Here is a 22,606-nt window from a genome sequence, read left to right as displayed (position 1 = left end):
CCTTGCAGAAGTTGTACCGCCCCACCTGTCGGATTGCGCATCAGTCCGGCAGGCGGGGCTTTTTTTTACTTCGACTTACGTATCGCTGTCACCGTCAGCATCGGCGTCATCGTCGTCTGGTGGAGCTTGCTGGTCGTCATCATCCTTGGAGCCGCCCTGGCCTTCATCACCCGGCTCGGACTCGCTCTTGGCCAGCTGCAAGCCACCCGCCTGCGCCGTCTTCGCCGCTACAAACCCTGGGGCCTGGCTCTGCACGGCCGTACTAGCCCACGCAGAGGACGCGCCCAGCGACAACATCACCAGCACTTTCAGCAGCAGCACTAAACGTTGAAAAATACTCATGGTCGATTTCCGTCCAGTCAGTGAATCACGTGCGCCGGTGTTCGACCGTCGCTGTGAATTAAGCTAGTTCCGATCCTGGGTTTGCGCCACTCGCGCTTCAGGTATCACCGTCGTCATAGGTTTCACTGTCTTCCCCTTCGTTGTAGGGGTTTTCTGCATCCTCCTTGGGCGCCGGCTGGGCCTGTGGCTGCCATCCGCCCGAGTTGACCTCGTTCTGCTTTTTCTTGGTCACCGGTCCGGTGTCCTTCCACTGGGGCGTGCCCGCGTCCGCCAGCGTCGAGGTGTACGCCAAGGTAGTGGACACGCCCAAGGCTCCCAGCAGCACCAGTTGGATGGCGCGTTGAGTTATACGCAAGGTCCTCTCCTGATCCGTCGGTGAGTGGGTGAAGTAGTTCAAACGCTAGACTGAATGTGGGCTTCTCGCCAATCGCCCTGACAGATGAAAATCAACGGCGGGCACCCGATTCAGCCCCCCCACCCTGTAGGTGCTGAGCCAGGCACAGGAATCAGGCCACACACAAATAAGTGTGGGAGCTGGCTTACCTGCGAAAGCGTTGGGTCAGCCAGCCTATTTATCACTGACACACCGCTTTCGCGAGCAAGCCCGCTCCCACATTGGAACTGCGCCAGGCACAGAAACCAGGCCCCACAAATAAGTGTGGGAGCTGGCTTGCCTGCGAAAGCGTTGGGTCAGCCAGCCTATTTATCACTGACACACCGCTTTCGCGAGCAAGCCCGCTCCCACATTGGAACTGCGCCAGGCACAGGATTCAGGCCCCTACAAATAAGTGTGGGAGCTGGCTTGCCTGCGAAAGCGTTGGGTCAGACACCTGGCTATTACTGACACACCGCTTTCGCGAGCAAGCCCGCTCCCACATTGGAGCTGCGCCAGGGACAGGAATCAGGCCAGACACCAATAAGTGTGGGAGCTGGCTTGCCTGCGAAAGCGTAGGGTCAGCCAGCCTATTTATCACTGAAATACTGCTTTCGCGGGCAAGCCCGCTCCCACATTGGAGCTGCGCCAGGCACAGGATTCAGTCCCACACAAATAAGTGTGGGAACTGCGCCAGGCACAGGATTCAGGCTTCCCACCCTTAGCTTTATGCCACCCACAAAAAAGGGCAAAGCCATGACAGCTTCGCCCTTCTCTTTACCACTCAGACCTTAATGATGCTCACGGGTCGCGCGGAATTTCACGTCCGGCCAGCGCTCTTCCATCAGCGCCAGGTTGACCCGGGTCGGGGCCAAGTAGGTCAGGTGGCCGCCGCCGTCGACCGCGAGGTTTTCCACGGCCTTGTTGGAGAATTCCTCCAGCTTCTTCTTGTCGCTGCAATCAATCCAGCGCGCGGAGTACACGGTGATCGGCTCGTAGGAGCACTCGACCTTGTATTCCTCTTTCAGGCGGCTGGCGACCACGTCGAACTGCAGCACACCGACGGCGCCAAGAATGATGTCGTTGCTGCGCTCGGGGAAGAACACCTGGGTGGCGCCCTCTTCCGCCAGTTGCTGCAGACCTTGGCGCAGTTGCTTGGATTTCAGCGGGTCACGCAGGCGTACGCGGCGGAACAATTCCGGGGCGAAGTGCGGGATACCGGTGAAGCCCAGGGTTTCGCCTTCGGTGAAGGTGTCGCCGATCTGGATGGTGCCGTGGTTGTGCAGGCCGATGATGTCGCCGGCGTAGGCTTCTTCGAGCTGTTCACGCTCGGAGGAGAAGAATGTCAGCGCGTCGCCGATGCGCACGTCCTTGCCGGTGCGCACGTGGCGCATCTTCATGCCTTTTTCGTATTTGCCGGAGCAGATGCGCATAAAGGCGATGCGGTCGCGGTGCTTGGGGTCCATGTTCGCCTGGATTTTGAACACGAAGCCGGAGAATTTCTCTTCCACGGGCTCCACGGTCCGCTCGTTGGCCACACGGGCCAAGGGACGCGGCGCCCAGTCGACAACAGCGTCGAGCACGTGGTCGACACCGAAGTTGCCCAGGGCGGTCCCGAAGAACACCGGGGTCAGCTGGCCGTCGAGGAATTCCTGCTGGTTGAACTCATGGCAGGCGCCCTGCACCAGTTCCAGCTGGTCAACAAAGCGGTCGTACTCGTCACCCAGGTGGGCGCGGGCTTCGTCGGAATCAAGTTTCTCGATGATCTTGGTTTCGGTGCGCTCGTGACCGTGACCGGCGGTGTAGACAATGATGTAGTCGTCAGCCAGGTGGTACACGCCCTTGAAGTCGCGGTAGCAACCGATCGGCCAGGTGATCGGCGCGGCCTTGATCTTGAGGACCGCTTCGATTTCATCGAGCAGTTCGATCGGGTCGCGGATATCGCGGTCGAGTTTGTTGATGAAGCTGACAATCGGCGTGTCCCGCAGGCGGCACACGTCCATCAGCGCGATGGTGCGTGGCTCGACGCCTTTACCGCCGTCGAGGACCATCAGGGCCGAGTCCACCGCGGTCAGGGTGCGGTAGGTGTCTTCGGAGAAGTCTTCGTGGCCCGGGGTGTCGAGCAGGTTGACCATGTGGTCGCGATACGGGAACTGCATGACCGACGTGGTAATGGAAATACCACGCTGCTTTTCCATCTCCATCCAGTCGGATGTCGCATGGCGGTCGGATTTGCGCGACTTCACCGTGCCGGCCACAGCGATTGCCTTGCCCATCAGCAGGAGCTTCTCGGTGATGGTGGTTTTACCGGCATCGGGGTGGGAAATAATGGCGAAAGTGCGGCGTTTCGCGACTTCGGCGGCCTGGTGGGTCATGGGAAATCGCCTGGCAGGTGAGTCAAAAAAGGGCGGCGAGTATAGCGCAAACCCAGGGTCACGGACCACCGTTCACCCCATTGGGGGTGGCTAAATGCTGCCAAGTGTGGAACCTTTTAAAAGGTAGAGACGTCCACTCCCCTGCTGCCGCACTCGTAACAGGGGCTGAAAAATCAGCAAGTTAGCCTGACGAGGCTGCGCTCATGGCTCGAATACATACCGCATTGCCGGTATCGACGAGCTGCTTTTCGCGACCCTATTCGCCGACAGCCAGGAATGGCATTGCCGCTCGGAAATGTGGTCGCCGACAAAAGAAAAAAGGAGTCCGCCTGTGGCTATTCGCTATGGCAAAGGGCTGATAGGAGGAGCGGTTGTCGTCGCTCTCCTGGCCCTGCTGGTCCACTGGATCGGCATCAACACGATCGAACTGTACCGCGACGATTTGTTGTTTTACCTGCAAGCTCATCTGATCCTCGTTCTTGTCTCCATGCTGGCCGCCCTGATTGTGGGCATCCCCGCCGGTATCCTGCTCAGTCGACCGACTATGGTCGGGCGCGCAGAACGCTTCATGCAGATCTTCAACATCGGCAACACCGTCCCTCCCCTGGCCGTACTGGCCATCGCCCTCGGCGTCCTCGGCATCGGCAGTGGCCCGGCTATCTTCGCGCTGTTCCTCGCCTCCCTGTTGCCCATCGTGCGCAATACCTACGAAGGCCTGAAAAACGTTCAAGGCTCGCTGAAAGAAGCCGCCACCGGCATCGGCATGACGCCGCGCCAGGTGCTGTTTCGCGTGGAATTGCCCAACGCCGTGCCGATCATCATCGGCGGTGTGCGCGTGGCCCTGGCGATCAACGTCGGTACCGCGCCGCTGGCCTTCCTGATTGGCGCCAACAGCCTGGGCAGCCTGATTTTCCCCGGCATCGCCCTGAACAACCAGCCGCAATTGCTGCTTGGCGCCGCGTGCACCGCGTTGCTGGCATTGCTGCTCGACGGTCTGGTGACCATGGCCAGCCGCCTCTGGCTGGAACGCGGGTTGCGTGCGTCTTAAGGCTTGGCAAAGGAAATCACATGAAAAGACTGACCCTGATATTGAGCTGCGTCCTGCTGTTTGCAGGCATTGCGCAAGCTGCCGAAAAACCGGTGATCCGCATCGGCGCCCGGGTGTTCACTGAACAGACCCTGCTCGCCGAAATCACGTCCCAGTACCTGCGCACCAAGGGCTACGACGCCCGCGTGACCGGTGGCCTGGGCAGCAACCTGGCACGCAGTGCCCAGGAAAGCGGGCAACTGGATCTGATCTGGGAATACACCGGCGTGTCACTGGTGGCCTACAACCACGTCGACGAGAAACTCGACAGCGAACAGTCCTACGCCCGGGTGAAAGAACTCGACGCGAAAAAAGGCCTGGTCTGGCTCTCGCCATCGAAATTCAGCAACACCTACGCGTTGGCACTCCCCGAGAACGTGGCCAAGGAATTCCCGCAGATCAACAGCATCAGCGACCTCACCCAAGCCCTTGCGGAAAAAACCAAAGGCACGCGCCTGGTCGCCCTGGACACCGAGTTCGCCAACCGTTCCGACGGCATGGCGGGCATGGTCAAGCTGTATGACATGAACCTCACGCGCAAAAACACCCGGCAGATGGACGCCGGCCTGGTCTACACCGCCCTGCGTAATGGCCAGGTGTTTGCCGGTTTGGTCTACACCACCGACGGTCGCCTGAACGCCTTCAAATTGAAGCTGCTGGAAGACGACAAGCACTACTTCCCGGACTACACCGCAGCGCCGGTGGTGCGTCAGGTTTATCTCGACGCCCACCCTGAGTTGGCCGCCGACCTCAAGCCGCTGGCCGCCCTGTTCGACGATGCAACCATGCGCGAGCTGAACGCGCGGGTCGACGTCGAGCATGAAAGCCCGTCCGCCGTGGCTGCCGATTTCCTGCGCCAGCACCCACTCAACTAAGAGGAGAAGACATGGAATTCCTGAACGCCTTTTCCCATCTTGATTGGGCACAAGTCCTGCACCTGACCTGGCAGCACATTACCCTCGTGGGGATCGCCGTACTGCTGGCGATCTTTATCGGCGTGCCCCTGGGCATCCTGATGACCCGCTTCCCGACCCTGGCCGGCCCGCTGCAAGCCAGCGCCACGGTGCTGCTGACCGTGCCGTCGATCGCCCTGTTCGGCCTGCTGCTGCCGTTCTACTCCAAATTCGGCCAGGGCCTGGGGCCGATGCCGGCGATCACCGCCGTGTTCCTCTACTCCCTGCTGCCGATCATGCGTAACACCTACCTGGCCCTGACCGGCGTTGAACCGGGCATTCGCGAGGCCGCACGCGGCATCGGCATGACCTTCGGCCAGCGCCTGCGCATGGTCGAATTGCCCATCGCCGTGCCGGTGATCCTCGCCGGTGTGCGCACCGCCGTGGTGATGAATATCGGCGTGATGACCATTGCCGCCACCATCGGCGCCGGTGGCCTGGGTGTACTTATTCTGGCTTCCATCAGCCGCAGCGACATGTCGATGCTGATCGTCGGCGCCGTGCTGGTCAGTCTCCTGGCCATCTTCGCCGACCTGCTTCTGCAATGGCTGCAACGCTCGCTGACTCCAAAAGGACTGCTCAAATGATCGAACTTCAAAACCTGACCAAGACTTTTCAAAGCAACGGCAAGACTGTTTCCGCCGTCAACGACGTAAGCCTGACCGTCAACGAAGGCGAGATTTGCGTATTCCTCGGCCCCTCGGGCTGCGGCAAGAGCACCACGTTGAAAATGATCAACCGCCTGATCAAGCCCACCTCGGGCAAGATCCTGATCAACGGCGAAGACACTACCGACCTTGATGAAGTGACCCTGCGCCGCAACATCGGCTACGTGATTCAGCAGATCGGCCTGTTTCCCAACATGACCATCGAAGAAAACATCGTGGTAGTGCCCAAGCTGCTCGGCTGGGACAAGCAGAAATGCCATGACCGCGCCCGCGAGTTGATGAGCATGATCAAGCTGGAACCCAAGCAGTACCTGCACCGCTACCCGCGCGAGCTGTCGGGCGGCCAGCAACAGCGGATCGGCGTGATTCGCGCTTTGGCGGCCGATGCGCCGCTGCTGCTGATGGATGAGCCGTTCGGCGCGGTCGACCCGATCAACCGCGAGATGATCCAGAACGAGTTTTTCGAGATGCAGCGCGCGCTGAACAAGACCGTGATCATGGTCAGCCACGACATCGACGAAGCCATCAAGCTGGGCGACAAGATCGCCATCTTCCGCGCCGGCAAGCTGCTGCAGATCGACCACCCGGACACCCTGCTGGCGCATCCGGCCGACGAGTTCGTCAGCAACTTCGTGGGCCAGGACAGCACCCTCAAGCGCCTGCTGCTGGTGAAGGCCGAAGACGCCGCCGACAACGCCCCGTCGGTGAGCCCGGAAACCCCGGTGGCCGAGGCCCTGGAGTTGATGGACGAACATGACCGCCGCTACATGGTGGTCACCTGCGCCGAGAACAAGGCGCTGGGTTATGTACGACGTCGCGACCTGCACCGTCAGACCGGCACTTGCGGCCAGTACCTGCGCGAGTTCAACGCCACCGCGGCGTATGACGAGCATTTGCGCATCCTGTTGTCGCGCATGTACGAGTTCAACCGCTCGTGGCTGCCGGTGATGGATGCCGAGCGGGTATTCCTCGGCGAGGTGACCCAGGAGTCGATTGCCGAGTACCTGAGTTCCGGTAAGTCGCGTGGCGGCAAGACCAGCATCGTCTCCCCTGCGGAAACTGCGCTGGCCTGATAAACCTGCCTCTGTGGCGAGGGGGCTTGTCCCCCGTTGGGCTGCGTAGCAGCCCCAATGAACTCCGCGCGTTTTTTTCATACAAAACGCGGGGGCAGGATTTGGGGCCGCTCCGCAGCCCAAAGGGGGGCAAGCCCCCTCGCCACAAAGGCCCTCGCCGACCAGCTGTTTTCCTTGCAAATTGCCCCTCCCGGGGAACATCAATCCGTCACACCTGTCGGTTACATAAGTAGCTGCACGCCATCGCGCGACGAACGCGTGCAAAAACGCGACATTTTTAGTTGATCTATGGCCCCTCACGTCCTAAAGTTCGCGCCGAACGTCCATGCTGGAAACGATCCATCCGGCTCAAGTACTGACGACGAGACAGCAAGGCCAAGGGAAGCGGTTATTCCCATGGCCTTTTTGCTTTCGGCGACATGCCTTGGGAAGTAGGCGAACCAAAGTGGGGATACGGAGGACGTTCATTTGCACCCATTGATCAATACAGTTTGCCCTTAGGAGTTCCCAGCATGTCGATCAACGTCGAAGATTATTTCGCGCGCGCCACTTTTGACAAAATGAAGGCGTTCGCCGACAAGCAAGAAACCCCGTTCGTGGTGATCGACACCGCGATGATCAGCCAGGCCTACGATGACCTGCGCGCCGGTTTCGAATTCGCCAAGGTGTACTACGCCGTCAAGGCCAACCCGGCCGTCGAGATCATCGACCTGTTGAAAGACAAAGGGTCGAGCTTCGACATCGCCTCGATCTACGAGCTGGACAAGGTGCTCGGCCGCGGCGTCAGCCCGGACCGTATCAGCTACGGCAACACCATCAAGAAATCCAAGGACATCCGCTACTTCTACGAGAAGGGCGTGCGCCTGTTCTCCACCGACTCCGAAGCCGACCTGCGCAACATCGCCAAGGCCGCGCCGGGCTCGAAAGTCTATGTGCGCATCCTCACCGAAGGCTCGACCACCGCAGACTGGCCTCTGTCACGCAAATTCGGCTGCCAGACCGACATGGCCATGGACCTGCTGATCCTCGCCCGTGACCTCGGCTTGGTGCCTTACGGCATCTCCTTCCACGTCGGCTCGCAACAGCGTGACATCAGCGTGTGGGACGCGGCGATTGCCAAGGTCAAAGTGATCTTCGAGCGCCTGAAGGAAGAAGACGGCATCCACCTCAAGCTGATCAACATGGGTGGCGGCTTCCCGGCCAACTACATCACCCGTACCAACAGCCTGGAAACCTACGCCGAAGAAATCATTCGCTTCCTCAAGGAAGATTTCGGTGATGACCTGCCGGAAATCATCCTGGAGCCGGGCCGCTCGTTGATCGCCAACGCCGGCATCCTGGTCAGTGAAGTGGTACTGGTGGCACGCAAATCGCGGACCGCCGTCGAGCGCTGGGTTTACACCGATGTGGGCAAATTCTCCGGCCTGATCGAAACCATGGACGAAGCCATCAAGTTTCCGATCTGGACCGAGAAGAAAGGCGAGATGGAAGAAGTGGTCATCGCCGGTCCTACCTGCGACAGCGCCGATATCATGTACGAAAACTACAAGTACGGCCTGCCGCTGAACCTGGCGATCGGTGACCGCCTGTACTGGCTGTCGACCGGTGCCTACACCACCAGCTACAGCGCGGTTGAGTTCAATGGCTTCCCGCCGCTGAAGTCGTTCTACGTCTGATCATCCCGCCCGGGAACGATCACCCTCTGTAGGAGCCGGCTTGCCGGCGATAGCGATCTTCAAGACGCCATCGCCGGCACGCCGGCTCCTACGGGTTCAGGTGTGTGGCGCATTCTTTGTAAGCTTCGGCCATCGCCCGGATCTGCGGGTCATTCGCCGCCGCCAGCGCCTTGTGCGCCGTGCGCAGGAACTTCAGGTTGCCACCGGCCAGCGCCTTGCGCAGCCACTCCAGCGCCGCCTCGATCTGGCCTCCGTCGGCCAACACCGCTGCATAACTGAACTGCCCACGAAAATCCCCGGCTTCGGCTGAACGGCGATACCACGTCACGGCCGTCTCCAGATCCCTGGGGCAACACCGGCCGTCTTCCAGATAGCGCCCCAACAGGTTCATCGACTTGGCATGCCCCTGCTCCGCCGCCTGGCGGTATAACGCCAGTGCCTGCGGTTGGTCTTCAGCGACGCCCCGCCCGGTCGCCAACAGATTGGCATAGTTGTACTGCGCCCAATCCAGTCCGGCTACGGCTGCCACGCGGTATTCACGCGCCGCGGCTGCCTCATCCACCGCACAGCCCCAGCCATGCTCCAGGCAGCGACCGGTCATATTGCGCGCCATCAAGTGGCCGCCCTTCGCCGCAATCTGGAACCAGCGCAGCGCCAAGGCTTCATCGCGGGCAATGCCACGGCCTTCCAGCAGGATTTGCCCGAGCAGGGCCTGGGCATCCACCACGCCCTCTTTCGCCGCCATCAGGATCGCCTGGGCCGCGCGCACCGGGGAGTCGTCGAGCATGCTCTGCAACTGCTCGACGTTGAGCACTTCTTCACGACGCAACAAAAAGCCCATGTCAGACCTCGACCCAGCGGCGCAGCAGGTTGTGATACGTGCCGGTGAGCTGGATCAGGGCCGGATGGTCAGGCACATCGCGGGTCAGTTGCTGGATCGCACCGTCCATCTCGAACAGCAGGGTGCGCTGGCTGTCTTCGCGCACCAGGCTTTGCGTCCAGAAAAACGAGGCATAGCGCGCACCACGGCTCACGGCGTTGACTTTGTGCAGGCTGGAGCCGGGGTACAGCACCATGTCGCCGGCCGGCAACTTCACGCGCTGCAGGCCGAAGGTGTCCTGGATCTCCAGTTCGCCGCCGTCGTATTCCTCCGGGTCGCTGAAGAACAGCGTCGACGACAGGTCAGTGCGCACCCGCTCGTGACTGCCCCGGGCCTGGCGCACGGCATTGTCGATATGGAAGTCGAAGCTGCCACCCGCGGTGTAGCAGTTGAACAACGGCGGGAAAACTTTGTGCGGTAACGCCGCTGACATAAACAGCGGATTTTTCCACAAGCGCTCAAGCATCGCCGCACCGATTTCCTTGGCCAATGGATGGCCTTCGGGCAATTGCAGGTTGTGCTTGGCCTTGGCGGATTGGTGCCCGGCGGTGATTTTTCCGTCGGCCCACTCGGTGTTTTCCAGGGCTTGGCGAATGCGCTGCACTTCCTCACGAGAGAACAGGCCGGGAATGTGCAGCAGCATGGGCAGTACCTGATATCGAAGAGACATCAATGATATTGATTCTTATCCACGCTGTAAAACATGCCAGACGAACGACTTCGTAAAAACCGTAAGCAAAAAGTGTAAAGAATGTAAATTCAGTGCGAATAGCAATGTATCGCAATTGATAGAAAGTCTTGTTGACCCTATATTCCGCGGCCTCACATCCTTGGGGAAAGGACACGTCATGTCGCGCACCACTACAAAAATACCTGCCAGTTCACCACGCATGCTGGCTTCGGCCATCGGCGTCGCCCTCAGCGCCGGCTCTGTTGCCCATCTGGCGCAGGCGGCCGAAGACACTGAACAAAAAGGCCAGCGCAACAGCATCTCCCTGGGCGCCACCAGCATTACCGGGGAAGAGCAGGACACCACGTCCTACCAGGTCGAAAAAGCCTCTTCGCAGAAATACACCGCCCCGCTGGTGGACACGCCGCGCTCGGTCACCGTGGTGCCGCAACAAGTGCTCAAGGACACCGCCGCCACTTCGTTGCAGGATGCCTTGCGCACCGTCCCGGGGATCACCTTCGGCGCCGGCGAAGGCGGCAACCCGCAGGGCGACCGCCCATTCATCCGCGGTTTCGACGCCCAGGGCGACACCTACCTGGACGGCGTGCGCGACACCGGCGGCCAGAGCCGTGAGATCTTCGACATTGAATCCATTGAAGTCAGCAAAGGCCCGAACTCCTCGTTCGGCGGCCGTGGCTCGGCCGGTGGCAGCCTCAACCTGGTGAGCAAGACCCCACAAGCGCGGGACTTCACCAACGGCGGCTTCACCTACGGTTCCGACCAGACTCGCCGCTATGTGCTCGACGTCAACCGCCAGTTCCTCGACGACAGCGCCGCGTTCCGCCTGAACCTGATGAGCCACGAGCAAAACGTGGCCGGTCGCGATGCGATCAACTATGACCGCTGGGGCGTGGCGCCGTCGCTGACCTTCGGCCTGGGCACGCCGACCCGCGTCAACCTCAGCTACTACCACATGGAAAGCGACGACCTGCCGGATTCGGGCATTCCGTATGGCTACGGCTCCTCGACGGCCGCCGCCCACGTGCATGACAAACCCAACGATGGTGGCGACAGCACGAACTTCTATGGCTTGAAGGACCGTGATTTCCGCAAGACCCGCGCCGATATCAGCACGATCTCCATCGAGCACGACCTGAGCGACACCATGACGCTGAAAAACACCCTGCGTCATGGCAGCACCGGCCAGGACTACATCCTGACGCAACCGGACGACAGCAAATTCAACGTCAACCGGTTCGGCACCGTGTGGCGTCGCCCCAACTCACGCGTCTCCACCACGGAGACCACCACCAACCAGACCGACCTGTTCGGCAGCTTCCAGGCTCTGGGCTTCAAGCATTCCTACTCCACCGGCCTGGAATTCACCGGCGAAGAAACCCGCGCCAGCAGCTACACCGTGCGCACCGCCAACGGTGCCGTCGCAGCCAACCCAAGCGGCGGCTGCCTGCCGAGCCAGATCGGCAGCAGCGGCGGCAACTGCACCTCGCTGGGCAATCCCAACCCGGACGACGCGTGGACCGGCAGCGTCGCGCGCAACTACTTCGGCACCAACACCAAGGCCACCAGCCGTGGCGCGTATGTCTTCGACACGATCGAGCTGGACCCGAAATGGCTGCTGAACGTCGGCCTGCGCTACGACACCTTCGACACTGTGGCCAATACCGACTCCGCCACCGGCCGCACCAAACTCAAGCAAGACAGCCAGTTCTTCAACTGGCAGGCCGGCCTGGTCTGGAAGCCGGTGGAGAACGCCAGCATCTATGCCTCCTACGCCACCTCGGCAACCCCTGCCGGTGGCCTGGTCGGTGAAGGTTCGGACGGCAACCCGCTGTCCGCCGGCGCCGCGACCAGCGACCTGCAGCCTGAAGAAACCGTCAACTACGAGCTGGGCACCAAGTGGGACCTGTTCCACGATCGCCTGTCCCTGACGGCGGCGGTGTTCCGTACCGAGAAGAAAAACACCCGCATCCTGGTGGACTCCCTCACCTACGAAAACGCCGGCGAGTCCCGCCTGGATGGCGTGGAGTTGTCGGCCAGCGGCAAGATCACCGATCACTGGCAGGTGTTCGCGGGCTATAGCTACCTGGACAGCGAACTGGTCAACGCCGGCCTCAACGGTCGAAACGGCGTGGTCAGCACGGGCTCAAGCAAAGGCAACCAGATGCCGAACACGCCGAAGAACACGTTCAGCCTGTGGACCACTTACGACATCACCTCCAAGCTCACCGTCGGCGGCGGCGCGTTCTATGTCGACGAAGTCTATGGCGATGCCGGCAACCTCGTTTATGTACCGTCCTACACCCGCTACGACGCCATGGCCAGCTACAAGCTGACCAAGAACGTCGACCTGCAGTTGAACGTGCAGAACCTCACCGACAAGGTGTATTACGACAAGGCCTTCTCCACCCACTTCGCCAACCAGGCGGCCGGGCGTACTGCGTTGTTGACCACCAGCTTCCACTTCTAAACGCGCTCGACGCGCAACCAGGAGCCCCACGCATCGGATGCGTGGGGCTTTTGCGTGTAAAACAGAATGTTTCTCGACAACTCACGGCATAATGCGCGCCGTGGCATTTACAGACAGATGAGCGAGGCGGTCCGACGTGTTGAAGAAAACCCTGTTCCAGTTGCACTGGTTCTTCGGCATCACTGCCGGGCTGGTGCTGGCCTTGATGGGGATCACCGGGGCTGCGGTCTCGTTTCAGGATGAAATACTGCGGGCGCTCAACCCGACGGTGCTCAGCGTGCAAAAACGCGAGGCCGGGGTACTGCCGCCCGCCGAATTGGTACGCAAGCTCGAAGCCACCGAAGGCAAGACCGTGTCGATGCTGTGGGTCGAAAGCGAAAGCGGCAACGCCGCGCGCGTGTTCTTCACCCCGCCGCCCGGCGAGCGCCGTGGCCAGATGCGCTACTTCGATCCCTACACCGGCGACTACATGGGCGACGCTGTCGGCCAGGATGTGTTCGGCTTCATCCTGCAACTGCACCGCTTCCTGGTCATGGGTGAAACCGGCCGGCAGATTACCGGTGCGTGCACGCTGATCCTGGTGTTTTTCTGCCTCTCCGGCCTGTACCTGCGCTGGCCACGCCAGGTGGCAAGCTGGCGTGCCTGGCTGACCCTGGACTGGCGCAAAAAAGGCCGCAACTTCAACTGGGACCTGCATTCGGTGTTCGGCACCTGGTGCCTGCTGGCCTACCTGTTGTCGGCGCTGACCGGCCTGTCGTGGTCCTACGACTGGTACAGCCAGGGCCTGACCAAGCTGCTGTCCGATGCCCCGCAAAATGAGCGGGTGCGCAAACGTGGCCCGGCGCCCGAAGGCCCTTTGCCGGTGGCCAACTATGACGCGATCTGGAGCAGCATCTACAGCAATGCCGGTCCCGGCCTCAGCGCCTACAACATCCGCATGCCCGCCGTCGCGGGGCAGCCGGCCACCGTCTACTACCTGTTGAAAGACTCGCCCCATGACCGAGCGCTGAACCAGATCAACCTGGACCCGGCCACCGGCGAGGTCAAATCCCACGACCAGTACGCGAGCAAGAGCCTCAAGTCGCAGCTGCTGACCAGTATTTACGCGCTGCACACCGGCAGTTATTTCGGCCTGGCGGGGCGCATCATCCTCACCGTCAGCTCGCTGCTGATGCCGTTGTTCTTCATCACCGGTTGGCTGCTGTACCTGGACCGCCGGCGTAAAAAACGCCAGGTGCGCGATGCACGCAAAGGCCTCGGCGCCAACCCCAGCGATGCCCCGGCCTGGTTGATCGGCTTTGCCAGCCAGAGCGGCTTTGCCGAGCAGTTGGCCTGGCAGACGGCCGGGCAATTGCAGGCTGCCGGCTTGCCGGTGAAGGTGCAGCCCTTGGGCAGTGTCAGCCAGGACGACCTGCGCCAGTCGCAGAATGCGCTGTTTGTAGTCAGCACCTTCGGTGACGGCGAAGCGCCCGACAGCGCGCGGGGTTTCGAGCGCAGCGTGCTCGGCCAGGACATGTCCCTCAAGGGCCTGAACTACTCGGTATTGGCCCTGGGTGACCGACAGTACGAACACTTCTGCGGCTTTGCCCGCCGCTTGCATTTCTGGCTGACCAACCAGGGCGGCAACCCGTTGTTCGCCCCGGTCGAAGTGGACAGCGGCGACAGCGCCGCGCTGCTCAATTGGCAACAACAACTGGGACAGCTGACAGGGCACGCACCGGCCGCCGCCTGGCCGACCGCCCAATACGAAAACTGGACGCTGAGCCAGCGCACCCTGCTCAACCGCGACAGCAGCGGCTCGGATGTCTACCTGCTCGGCCTCACCAGCACGTCGCCACAGCGCTGGGAGGCCGGCGATCTGGTCGAAGTCCTGCCGCGCAACTGCCCATGGGCCATCGAGCACTTCCTGGAAGGACTGGGCCTGGCCGGCAGCGACGGCGTGCTGATCGACGGCCTGGCGCAAACCCTCAACCAGGCCCTGGCCACGCGCCAATTGCCGGACAACCGCGCGCACCTGGTGGGCCTGCATGCCCAGGCACTGGTGAATGCACTGGCGCCGCTGGGCATGCGCGAATACTCCATCGCCTCGATCGCCAGCGACGGCGTGCTGGAACTCATCGTGCGCCAGGAGCGCCACCCGGATGGCGGCCTGGGCGTCGGCTCGGGTTGGCTCACCGAGCATGCGGCCATCGGCGCCGCAATCAGCCTGCGCCTGCGCCGCAACAGTGGCTTCCACCTGCCGGACGCGCCCGTGCCGTTGATCCTGCTGGGCAATGGCACGGGCCTCGCTGGCCTGCGCAGTTTGCTCAAGGCGCGCATTGCCGATGGCCAGCAGCGCAACTGGCTGTTGTTCGGCGAACGCAATATCAAGCATGACTTCCTGTGCCAGGACGAGCTGCAAGGCTGGCTCGCCAGCGGTGACCTGGCGTTGCTGGACCTGGCGTTTTCACGCGACCAGGAGGAAAAAATCTACGTGCAGGATCGCCTGCGTGAATCGGCCGAGGTACTGCGCAGGTGGCTGGCAGAAGGCGCGGCGATTTATGTGTGCGGGAGCCTGCAGGGGATGGCGGCCGGGGTGGATCAGGCGTTGGTGGACATACTCGGCAGTGACGCGGTGGAGCGCTTGATCGAACAAGGCCGCTACCGCCGCGACGTCTACTGATGATCAACTGTGGGCGCTGGCTTGCCTGCTCCCACAGTCTTGAGCGCAGGCCAATCAGGCGGGTTGCAGCTTTTGCTCGAACACCGAGACGCCATCCAGGTCACGCAGGATCACGGTCAACTCCGCAGTCTGCCCATCGATCTGCACCTCGCCAAAAAACTGGAAACCCGCAAACGGCGACGTGTTCTGCGCCGGTGGGGCCTTCTCGAACACCACCTCGGGGCCAAAGGTCTTGTCCAGCGGATTAGGCCCGAAGCTCCCCGCATTCAACGGCCCGGCGACAAACTCCCAGAACGGCTCGAAATCCTGGAACGCCGCGCGATCTGGGTGATAGTGATGCGCCGCGCAGTAATGCACGTCTGCCGTCAGCCAGACATGGTTGCGCACCTGCTGTGCACGCAGGAACCCGAGCAGCTCGGCGATTTCCAGCTCGCGGCCCTGGGCCGGGCCCGGGTCATTGTTGGCAATGGCTTCCCAACGCGGCACGCCGGGGCTGACTTCGCCGTCGGGCACGCCGAGGCCGATGGGCATGTCGGCGGCGATGACCTTCCACTGCGCCTGGGAGGCCTTGAGTTCGCGCTTGAGCCAGTCCAGTTGCTCGCGGCCGAGGAAGGGCTTTTCTGCGCCCAGGTTGTCGTCGTTGGGGCCGCGATAGCTGCGCATATCGAGCACGAACACATCCAGTAGCGGCCCATAGCTGAGCTTGCGATAAATGCGCCCGCCACCGTCGGCGCTTTGCCGGCGCATCGGCGAATATTCCAGCCAGGCCTGACGCGCGCGGCCGACCAGGGTGTTGATGTCCTTGGTCTGGTAGCGCTCGTCGAGTTGCTTGCTCGGCGACCAGTTGTTCACCACTTCATGGTCGTCCCACTGCCAGATCTGCGGCACTTCGGCATTGAAGCGGCGCACGTTTTCATCCAGCAGGTTGTAGCGGTAATTGCCGCGATATTCATCCAGGGTTTCGGCGACTTTGCTCTTGGCCTCGGTGGTGATATTGCGCCAGATGCGCCCGCCTTCGGTGGCCAGTTGCGCGGGCACCGGGCCGTCAGCGTAAATGGTGTCGCCGCTGTGGATAAAAAAATCCGGCAGGCGCAGGCGCATGGCTTCGTAGATGCGCATGCCGCCGATGTCCGGGTTGATGCCAAAGCCTTGGCCCACGGTGTCGCCGCTCCACACAAACCGGATGTCACGGCGCTGTTGCGGCACGCTGCGCAGGTGGCCGAACCAGGGCTCGCTGGCCACGCCGGTCTGGGCGTCTTCGAAGTGCACGCGATAGAAGATCGCCTGGTCGGCGGGGAGCCCGGTAAGTTCGACGCGGGCGGTAAAGTCGGTGCGGCTGTCGGCCAGCGGCGAGACGAATTTGCGCGGGTTGCTGAACACGCTGCGGGTGTCCCACTCCACCACCATCTTCGCCGGGCGGTCGCTGCGGCTCCAGATCATCGCGCGATCGCCCAGCAGGTCGCCGGACTGCACGCCATCGGTGAGTTGCGGGCGATCTTTCACCGAAGCGATCACCGCCGGGGCCAGGCCCGGCAGCAACAGGCCGGCGCCGACGGCTTGCATCACGCGGCGACGGCCGAGGTCGAAGTGGCTCATGCAGGTGCCCTCTTGAGTATCAAAAGGGAAACTTAACCACGCCGGGATGAAAGCCAGATGACACCCCCACTGTAGGTGCCGGCAAGCCGGCCCCTGCAGGGTCAGGCAGGGGCGACGGCCAGCTCCACCGCTTCCGGGCGCTTGATCAGCGCGTACACCAACCCGGTCAGCAGGCTACCCGCGACAATCGCCAGCAAGTACAGCAACGCATGGTTCATCGCATTCGGGATCACCAGCACAAACAGGCCGCCGTGGGGCGCCGCCAGTTTGCAGCCGAAGTACATCGACAGCGCGCCGGTCAACGCGCCGCCGGCGATGCTGGCCGGGATCACGCGCAGCGGGTCCTTGGCGGCAAACGGGATCGCGCCTTCGGAGATAAAGCACAGGCCCAGGATCATCGCGGCCTTGCCGGCCTCGCGTTCGGTCTGGGCGAACTTGCGCCGCGCCAGGAACGTGGCGATGCCCATGCCGATCGGCGGCACCATGCCGGCGGCCATGGTCGCGGCCATCGGTGCGCCACTCTGCGCAGCCAACAGGCCGACGGAAAACGCATACGCGGCCTTGTTGATCGGCCCGCCGAGATCCACGCACATCATGCCGCCCAGCAGGATACCCAGCAGCACCGCATTGGTGGTGCCCATGGTACTGAGAAAATCCGTCAGCCCGGTGAGCATGCGCGCCACCGGTGGGCCGACCAGGTAGATCATCGCCAGGCCGGTGAACAGGCTAGCGAGCAACGGGATGATCAGGATCGGCTTGAGCGCTTCCAGGCTTTGCGGCAACTTCACCGCGCGGGTGATCAGCTTGACGCAATAGCCGGCGAGGAAACCGGCGAAGATCCCGCCGATAAACCCGGCGCCCAGCGTCCCCGCGAGCAGGCCGCCGATCATGCCGGGCGCAATGCCCGGACGGTCGGCAATCGAGTAGGCGATATAGCCCGCCAGCAACGGCACCATCAGCATGAAAGCGCGGTCGCCGACGGTTTTCAGCGCCGCCGCCAAGGTGCCTTCCTGTTCGAATGCGTGGATGCCGAACACGAATGACAAGGCGATCAGCAAGCCGCCCGCCACCACCATCGGCAACATGAACGACACGCCCGTGAGCAGGTGTTTGTAGACGCCGGTTTTTTCCGGCTTCTTGGTCGCCGCACTGCCGGCCGCGCTTTCCACCGCGCCTTCGGCCAAGGCTTTGTTGAGGGTCGCTTCGGACTGCTTGAGCGCAATGCCGGTGCCACAGCGGTAAATCTTCTTGCCGGCGAAGCGCTCGGTGGCGACTTCAATGTCGGCCGCCAGCAACACCACATCGGCATCGGCGATGGCCTGCGCGCTCAACGGCGTGCGGGCGCCGACTGAGCCTTGGGTCTCGACCTGCAAGTCATATCCCAGGCGCTTGGCCGTTTGCTGCAAGGCCTCGGCAGCCATGAAGGTGTGGGCCACGCCGGTGGGGCAAGCCGTGACGGCAACAATGCGCGGAACGTTTTTCGCGGCGACGGGGGCCGTCGCGACATACACCTGCGCCTCTTGCGCACCGCGGCGCAAGACCGCCTCGACATCCGCCAGCGCCTGGGCCGGTGTGCTCTGGAACACGCGCTTGCCGACAAACCGCTGCATGTCCACCGCGGTGCTGCTGACCAGCAATACCCATTCGGCCGCGTCGAGCGTCGCCTGGGACAGCTGGCGCTCCGGACGTTGCACGTCGACCACTTCGACGCTGGTGCTCCAGCCTTGACGCTGCGCGGCCGCGTCCAACAAGCGGGCGCACAGCACACTGGTGACCATGCCGTTCGGGCAGGCAGTAACAATGGCTAACTTCATCACAATCCCTCTTATTGTTCTGTCAGCGTGCGGACGTCGACGCCGTTTTGCAGGCGCGCCAACTGCGCGTCATCGCTGATGCCAAAACCGATCTGCGTCACCGCCATCGCGGCAATCGCCGTCGCGCGGCGCAGGGTGTGCTCCGGTGTATCGCCACTGAGCAGACCGTGAAGCATCCCGGCCAGCAGCGAGTCACCGGCGCCGACCGTACTGGCGACCGTCACCTTGGGCGGCGTGGCATGCAGGGCCCCCTGCGGGCTGTACCAGGTCACGCCTGCGGCGCCGTCGGAGACAACCACGTGTTCCACGCCTTGCTGATGCAGTTGGTGGATGACGTCAGTGGAATGTCCCAGGGCATCGGCCAGCTCTTCGGTATTGGGCTTGACCAGCCATGGGCTGGCCTTCAGACCGGCGCGCAGGGCCTCGCCACTGGTGTCCAGGGCGACTTTCAAACCCAGGTCCTTGAGTTGCGCCAGCAAGCCCTGGAACCACTGCGCACTGACGCCGCGCGGCAAGCTGCCAGCCACCACCACGGCATCGAACTCTGGGCCGATCACGGCGAGCAGCTTGAGCAAGGCGTGTTGTGCCTGCTCGCTCACCAGCGGCCCCGGCGCGTTGATGTCGGTGACCCGACCGTCCTGTTCGGCAATCTTGATATTGCTGCGGGTTTCGCCCGGCACGCGAATGAACGCGTCGCCGAACCCTCGGCTGGCGATCAGCGCCTCGAACGCCTCGGGGTTGGCCGCACCGAGAAAGCCGCCCACGCTCACCTGATGGCCGAGGTCGGCCAGCACCTGCGCCACATTCACGCCCTTGCCGGCCGCGTGGGTCAGCAGGGTTTCGCTGCGGTTGACTTCACCCGGCTCCAGGCGCCCCAGGCGTACCGTCAGGTCCAACGCCGGGTTCAGCGTCAGGGTCAGAATCATTGCCATCTACACGGCCTCCACAAGGGCACGCACTTCGGCGGGCGAACCCACCGCGAGTGCTTTTTGCGCCAGGCCCTGGGCCTCGCTCAGACTGAGTTCACGCACGCGCGCCTTCACCTCAGGAATGCTGCGGGCCGACACGCTCAGCTCATCCACCCCCAGGCCGACCAGCACCGGCACTGCCAGCGGGTCTGCCGCCAGCTCACCGCACACGCCCACCCATTTGCCCTGGGCATGGGCGGCGCGCACGGTGATGTCGATCAGTTGCAGCACGGCCGGATGCAGGCCGTCGGCCTGGGCCGACAGGGTCGGGTGGCCACGGTCGATGGCCAGGGTGTACTGGGTCAGGTCATTGGTGCCGACGCTGAAGAAATCCACTTCCTTGGCCAGCACCGGCGCGAGCAATGCCGCAGATGGCACCTCGATCATGATCCCCAGTTGCAGATCGGCTACCGGGATTTCCAGGCGCAGGCGCTCGGTCATGTCGCGGGCCGCGCGCCATTCATCCACGCTGCCGACCATGGGGAACATGATGCGCAACGGGCGGTTGTCCGCCGAGCGCAGCAGCGCGCGCAATTGCGCCTCCATGATCTGCGGACGTTGCAAAGTCAGGCGAATCCCGCGCACGCCCAGGAAGGGGTTTTCTTCCTCGGCGATCGGCCAATACGGCAGCGGTTTGTCGCCGCCCACATCGAGGGTGCGCACCACCAGCGGGCGACCGCCCAGGCCGTCGAGCACGCGGCGGTATTCGGCTTCCTGGGTGGCTTCATCCGGCGCTTGCGGATGGGCCATGAAAATCAGTTCGGTGCGCAGCAAGCCAATGCCTTCGGCGCCCTGCTCCACCGCGCTGGCCACACCGGCGCTTTCGCCGATATTGGCGAACACTTCCACCGCGTGGCCGTCACGGGTCAGGGCCGGTTCATGACGCTGGGCCGAGGCGGCTTGCAGGCGTTGTTCGCGGGTATCGCGTTCGACGGTGGCCCGTTGCAGGGTGGCGGCATCGGGGTCGACATGCAGGCGGCCACGCTGGCCATCCAGCAACAACGCGGTGCCGGCAGCCAGCAGCAACACCGTCGGACCGGCGCCCACCAGCGCGGGAATCCCCAGGGCGCGGGCGACGATGGCGCTGTGGGCCGTGGCGCCGCCACGCGCGGTGAGGATGCCGGCGACGCGCGCCGGGTCCAGCCGCGCGACGTCCGAGGGGCCCACTTCGTCCATCACCAGGATGTAGGGTTCGCTCGGCTCCTGGGCGGTTTCGACGCCGCACAGTTGCGCCAGCACGCGGCGACCAATGTCGCGCAAATCGGCCGCGCGCTCGGCGAGCAAGGCGTCCTGCAACGACTCCTGCTGTCTGGCGGCGGCTTCGATCACGCTCATCCAAGCCGCTTCGGCGCTTTCGCCTTGCTTGAGGCGGGTGTCGACTTCGTCGGTGAGTTCCGGGTCGTCGAGCATTTCCTGGTGGGTGATGAAAATTTCGCGGATTGCCTTGGCCTGGCTGCGTTCGATCAGGCCCTGGATATCACCGCGCACATCGGTCAATGCGGCCTGCAGGCGCTGGCGCTCGATGGCCGAGGACTCGCCGCGCAGCGGGTAGTCGAACACCTGTTGAACCTGGACATGCGCCGGGCCAATCGCGATGCCGGGGGCGGCGGCGATGGCCTGGAGCTGGCTGCCGGCCAGCGGTGCGCTGAGCACCGGTGCGCTATCCAGAGTGGCAGGCTGGGCGCTCACGGTCGGCAGCGGCTCGACTTCTTCGCCGAGGCCGGCTTCAACGGCAGCCAACAGCGCGGGCAGCGCATCACCGGCAATCGCCGGTTCAGCGACAAACTCCAGCACCTGGCCACGTCGGGCGCCGAGGCTGAGCAACTTGCTCAGGCTCTTTACCGACACGGCGCCTACCGGGCCGTCGACAATGCGCAGACGGATATCGCCGTCAAAACTTTTCGCCAACTGCGCGAGGATCTTCGCCGGCCGCGCGTGCAGGCCATGGGCATTGGCGAGGGTGACGCGCACGCTGGGCCAGTCCGGCGGCAGTTCGCCACCCAACACTTCGAGCACTGCGCGGCTGCTGGTGGCGCGGCCCAACTCCTGGCCGCGCCCTTCGATCAGCAATGCACACAGGCGTTCCAGCAGGGCCTGGTGCGCTTCGCCCAGGCTGGCCAGGCAGAACAGGCCGTTGAGCGGCTGGCCAAGGTAGCGCATGGGTTTGTCCGGGGTGACAAACGCCAGGCCCGGGCGCTTGACGGTCTGCTCGCTGTGCAACCACCACAGGCCATCGCCCAGGGGCAGCGCATCGACCTGTTGCAAGACGGCGGCGAAACCATTGCTCACACAATCGGCCTGACGCAACAGCCGGGCGCCGCGCCATACCAGCTCTTCAAAATCATCGGCGGACACGCCCAGGCTGATCATCTGCGCGTCCAGCGCCAGCTCCTGTGGCGCACCCTGCAACAGTTTCAGCAGCGCTTCGGCACTGCCGGCACGCCGCAGCGCCTGGCCCAGGTCGGTTTCACCGAGGGCACGGGTGAGCAGTTGCAACAGGCGCAGGTGTTCATCGGACTTGGCCGCGATGCCGATCGCCAGGTAGACGATCTGGCCGTCGCCCCAGTCCACCCCTTCGGGGAACTGCAGCAGGCGCACGCCGGTGGAGAACACCTGGTCGCGGGTTTCGGGGGTGCCGTGGGGGATGGCAATACCTTGGCCGAGAAAGGTCGAGCCTTGGGCTTCACGGGCTTGCAAGCCATTGAGATACCCCTCGGCGACCAGGCCATCGGCCACCAGTTTGTCAGCGAGCAGGTGCAGGGCGGCAGATTTATCCACAGCCGTCTGGCCCATGGAAATCTGCTCTACAGTGAGCTCAAGCATGCCGTTCTCCTAGTTAGTGCGGGGGCCGCACTAGGTATTGTTTTGAATAAAACAGTGTAAGGGCGTTTCGGGATAACTGACTGAGCAGTCAATTGGCAGTAGGTACTCAGTCGCGAACGTCGTAAAAATACGCTGGCTGAAACGTTTAATCTAGAATT

16 protein-coding genes are annotated in these 22,606 nt (G+C 62.9%); 7 read left to right on the top strand and 9 right to left on the bottom strand.

The annotated features are described in order from the left end of the window. Positions 1-75: 75 nt before the first annotated feature. From BBG20_RS04570 to BBG20_RS04560, 3 genes are all read right to left on the bottom strand, one after another. A complete protein-coding gene (locus BBG20_RS04570) occupies positions 76-342 on the bottom strand; it encodes a hypothetical protein (RefSeq protein ID WP_065900632.1) in 267 nt (88 codons plus the stop codon). A gap of 97 nt (positions 343-439) precedes the next feature. Then, entirely contained in the window at positions 440-697 is a 258-nt protein-coding gene (locus BBG20_RS04565; protein ID WP_065900630.1) for a hypothetical protein, read from the bottom strand. 809 nt (positions 698-1,506) lie between these two features. Beyond that, positions 1,507-3,090, bottom strand: coding sequence for a peptide chain release factor 3 (locus tag BBG20_RS04560; RefSeq protein WP_065900628.1), 1,584 nt, complete (start codon positions 3,088-3,090; stop codon positions 1,507-1,509). 331 nt (positions 3,091-3,421) lie between these two features. Between BBG20_RS04560 and BBG20_RS04555 the strand changes: the two genes are divergently transcribed. From BBG20_RS04555 to BBG20_RS04535, 5 genes are all read left to right on the top strand, one after another. Next, on the top strand, positions 3,422-4,138 hold the full coding sequence (locus tag BBG20_RS04555) for an ABC transporter permease (RefSeq protein ID WP_065900627.1): 717 nt from the start codon (positions 3,422-3,424) through the stop codon (positions 4,136-4,138). Between the two features lie 20 nt (positions 4,139-4,158). Next, positions 4,159-5,052, top strand: coding sequence for a glycine betaine ABC transporter substrate-binding protein (locus tag BBG20_RS04550; RefSeq protein ID WP_065900624.1), 894 nt, complete (start codon positions 4,159-4,161; stop codon positions 5,050-5,052). 11 nt (positions 5,053-5,063) lie between these two features. Continuing rightward, on the top strand, positions 5,064-5,717 hold the full coding sequence (locus tag BBG20_RS04545; protein ID WP_065900622.1) for an ABC transporter permease: 654 nt from the start codon (positions 5,064-5,066) through the stop codon (positions 5,715-5,717). Then, positions 5,714-6,871 (top strand): osmoprotectant ABC transporter ATP-binding protein OsmV, encoded by a 1,158-nt coding sequence (locus tag BBG20_RS04540; protein ID WP_065900620.1) that lies wholly within the window; start codon positions 5,714-5,716, stop codon positions 6,869-6,871. Before BBG20_RS04545 ends, BBG20_RS04540 begins: the two co-directional genes overlap by 4 nt. 512 nt (positions 6,872-7,383) lie before the next feature. Continuing rightward, positions 7,384-8,547: a type III PLP-dependent enzyme gene (locus BBG20_RS04535; protein ID WP_025856258.1), complete on the top strand. Its 1,164-nt coding sequence runs from the start codon at positions 7,384-7,386 to the stop codon at positions 8,545-8,547. 88 nt (positions 8,548-8,635) lie between these two features. On the opposite strand, the gene BBG20_RS04530 is transcribed toward BBG20_RS04535, so the two are convergent. Together BBG20_RS04530 and BBG20_RS04525 are read right to left on the bottom strand one after the other, a co-directional pair. Next, a complete protein-coding gene (locus BBG20_RS04530; RefSeq protein ID WP_065900618.1) occupies positions 8,636-9,388 on the bottom strand; it encodes a tetratricopeptide repeat protein in 753 nt (250 codons plus the stop codon). 1 nt (position 9,389) lies between these two features. Further along, positions 9,390-10,070 carry a Fe2+-dependent dioxygenase gene (locus tag BBG20_RS04525; protein ID WP_065900613.1) on the bottom strand — a complete coding sequence of 227 codons (681 nt, stop codon included), beginning with the start codon at positions 10,068-10,070 and terminating at the stop codon, positions 9,390-9,392. Between the two features lie 205 nt (positions 10,071-10,275). Between BBG20_RS04525 and BBG20_RS04520 the strand changes: the two genes are divergently transcribed. Next, complete coding sequence (locus BBG20_RS04520; RefSeq protein ID WP_065900611.1) at positions 10,276-12,585, top strand: TonB-dependent receptor; 2,310 nt, start codon at positions 10,276-10,278, stop codon at positions 12,583-12,585. Positions 12,586-12,721: 136 nt separating this feature from the next. Continuing rightward, on the top strand, positions 12,722-15,247 hold the full coding sequence (locus tag BBG20_RS04515; RefSeq protein ID WP_065900609.1) for a PepSY domain-containing protein: 2,526 nt from the start codon (positions 12,722-12,724) through the stop codon (positions 15,245-15,247). A 54-nt stretch (positions 15,248-15,301) separates the two neighbouring features. Here the strand turns inward: BBG20_RS04515 and BBG20_RS04510 are convergent, their stop codons facing one another. The 4 genes from BBG20_RS04510 to ptsP form a co-directional block, all read right to left on the bottom strand. Then, on the bottom strand, positions 15,302-16,843 hold the full coding sequence (locus BBG20_RS04510) for an alkaline phosphatase D family protein (RefSeq protein WP_065900607.1): 1,542 nt from the start codon (positions 16,841-16,843) through the stop codon (positions 15,302-15,304). A gap of 101 nt (positions 16,844-16,944) precedes the next feature. Next, a complete protein-coding gene (locus BBG20_RS04505; protein WP_065900605.1) occupies positions 16,945-18,657 on the bottom strand; it encodes a PTS fructose-like transporter subunit IIB in 1,713 nt (570 codons plus the stop codon). 11 nt (positions 18,658-18,668) lie between these two features. Then, a complete protein-coding gene (gene pfkB / locus BBG20_RS04500) occupies positions 18,669-19,589 on the bottom strand; it encodes a 1-phosphofructokinase (RefSeq protein WP_065900603.1) in 921 nt (306 codons plus the stop codon). Then, positions 19,590-22,448 carry a phosphoenolpyruvate--protein phosphotransferase gene (gene ptsP, locus BBG20_RS04495; RefSeq protein WP_065900600.1) on the bottom strand — a complete coding sequence of 953 codons (2,859 nt, stop codon included), beginning with the start codon at positions 22,446-22,448 and terminating at the stop codon, positions 19,590-19,592. Positions 22,449-22,606: the final 158 nt, after the last annotated feature.

Origin of the sequence: Pseudomonas aylmerensis (assembly GCF_001702265.1) — a bacterium.
In the GTDB taxonomy this organism is placed as follows: Bacteria; Pseudomonadota; Gammaproteobacteria; order Pseudomonadales; family Pseudomonadaceae; genus Aquipseudomonas; species Aquipseudomonas aylmerensis.
Note: the sequence above shows the minus strand (reverse complement) of the source record. Positions and strands in the feature narration are given on the sequence as shown.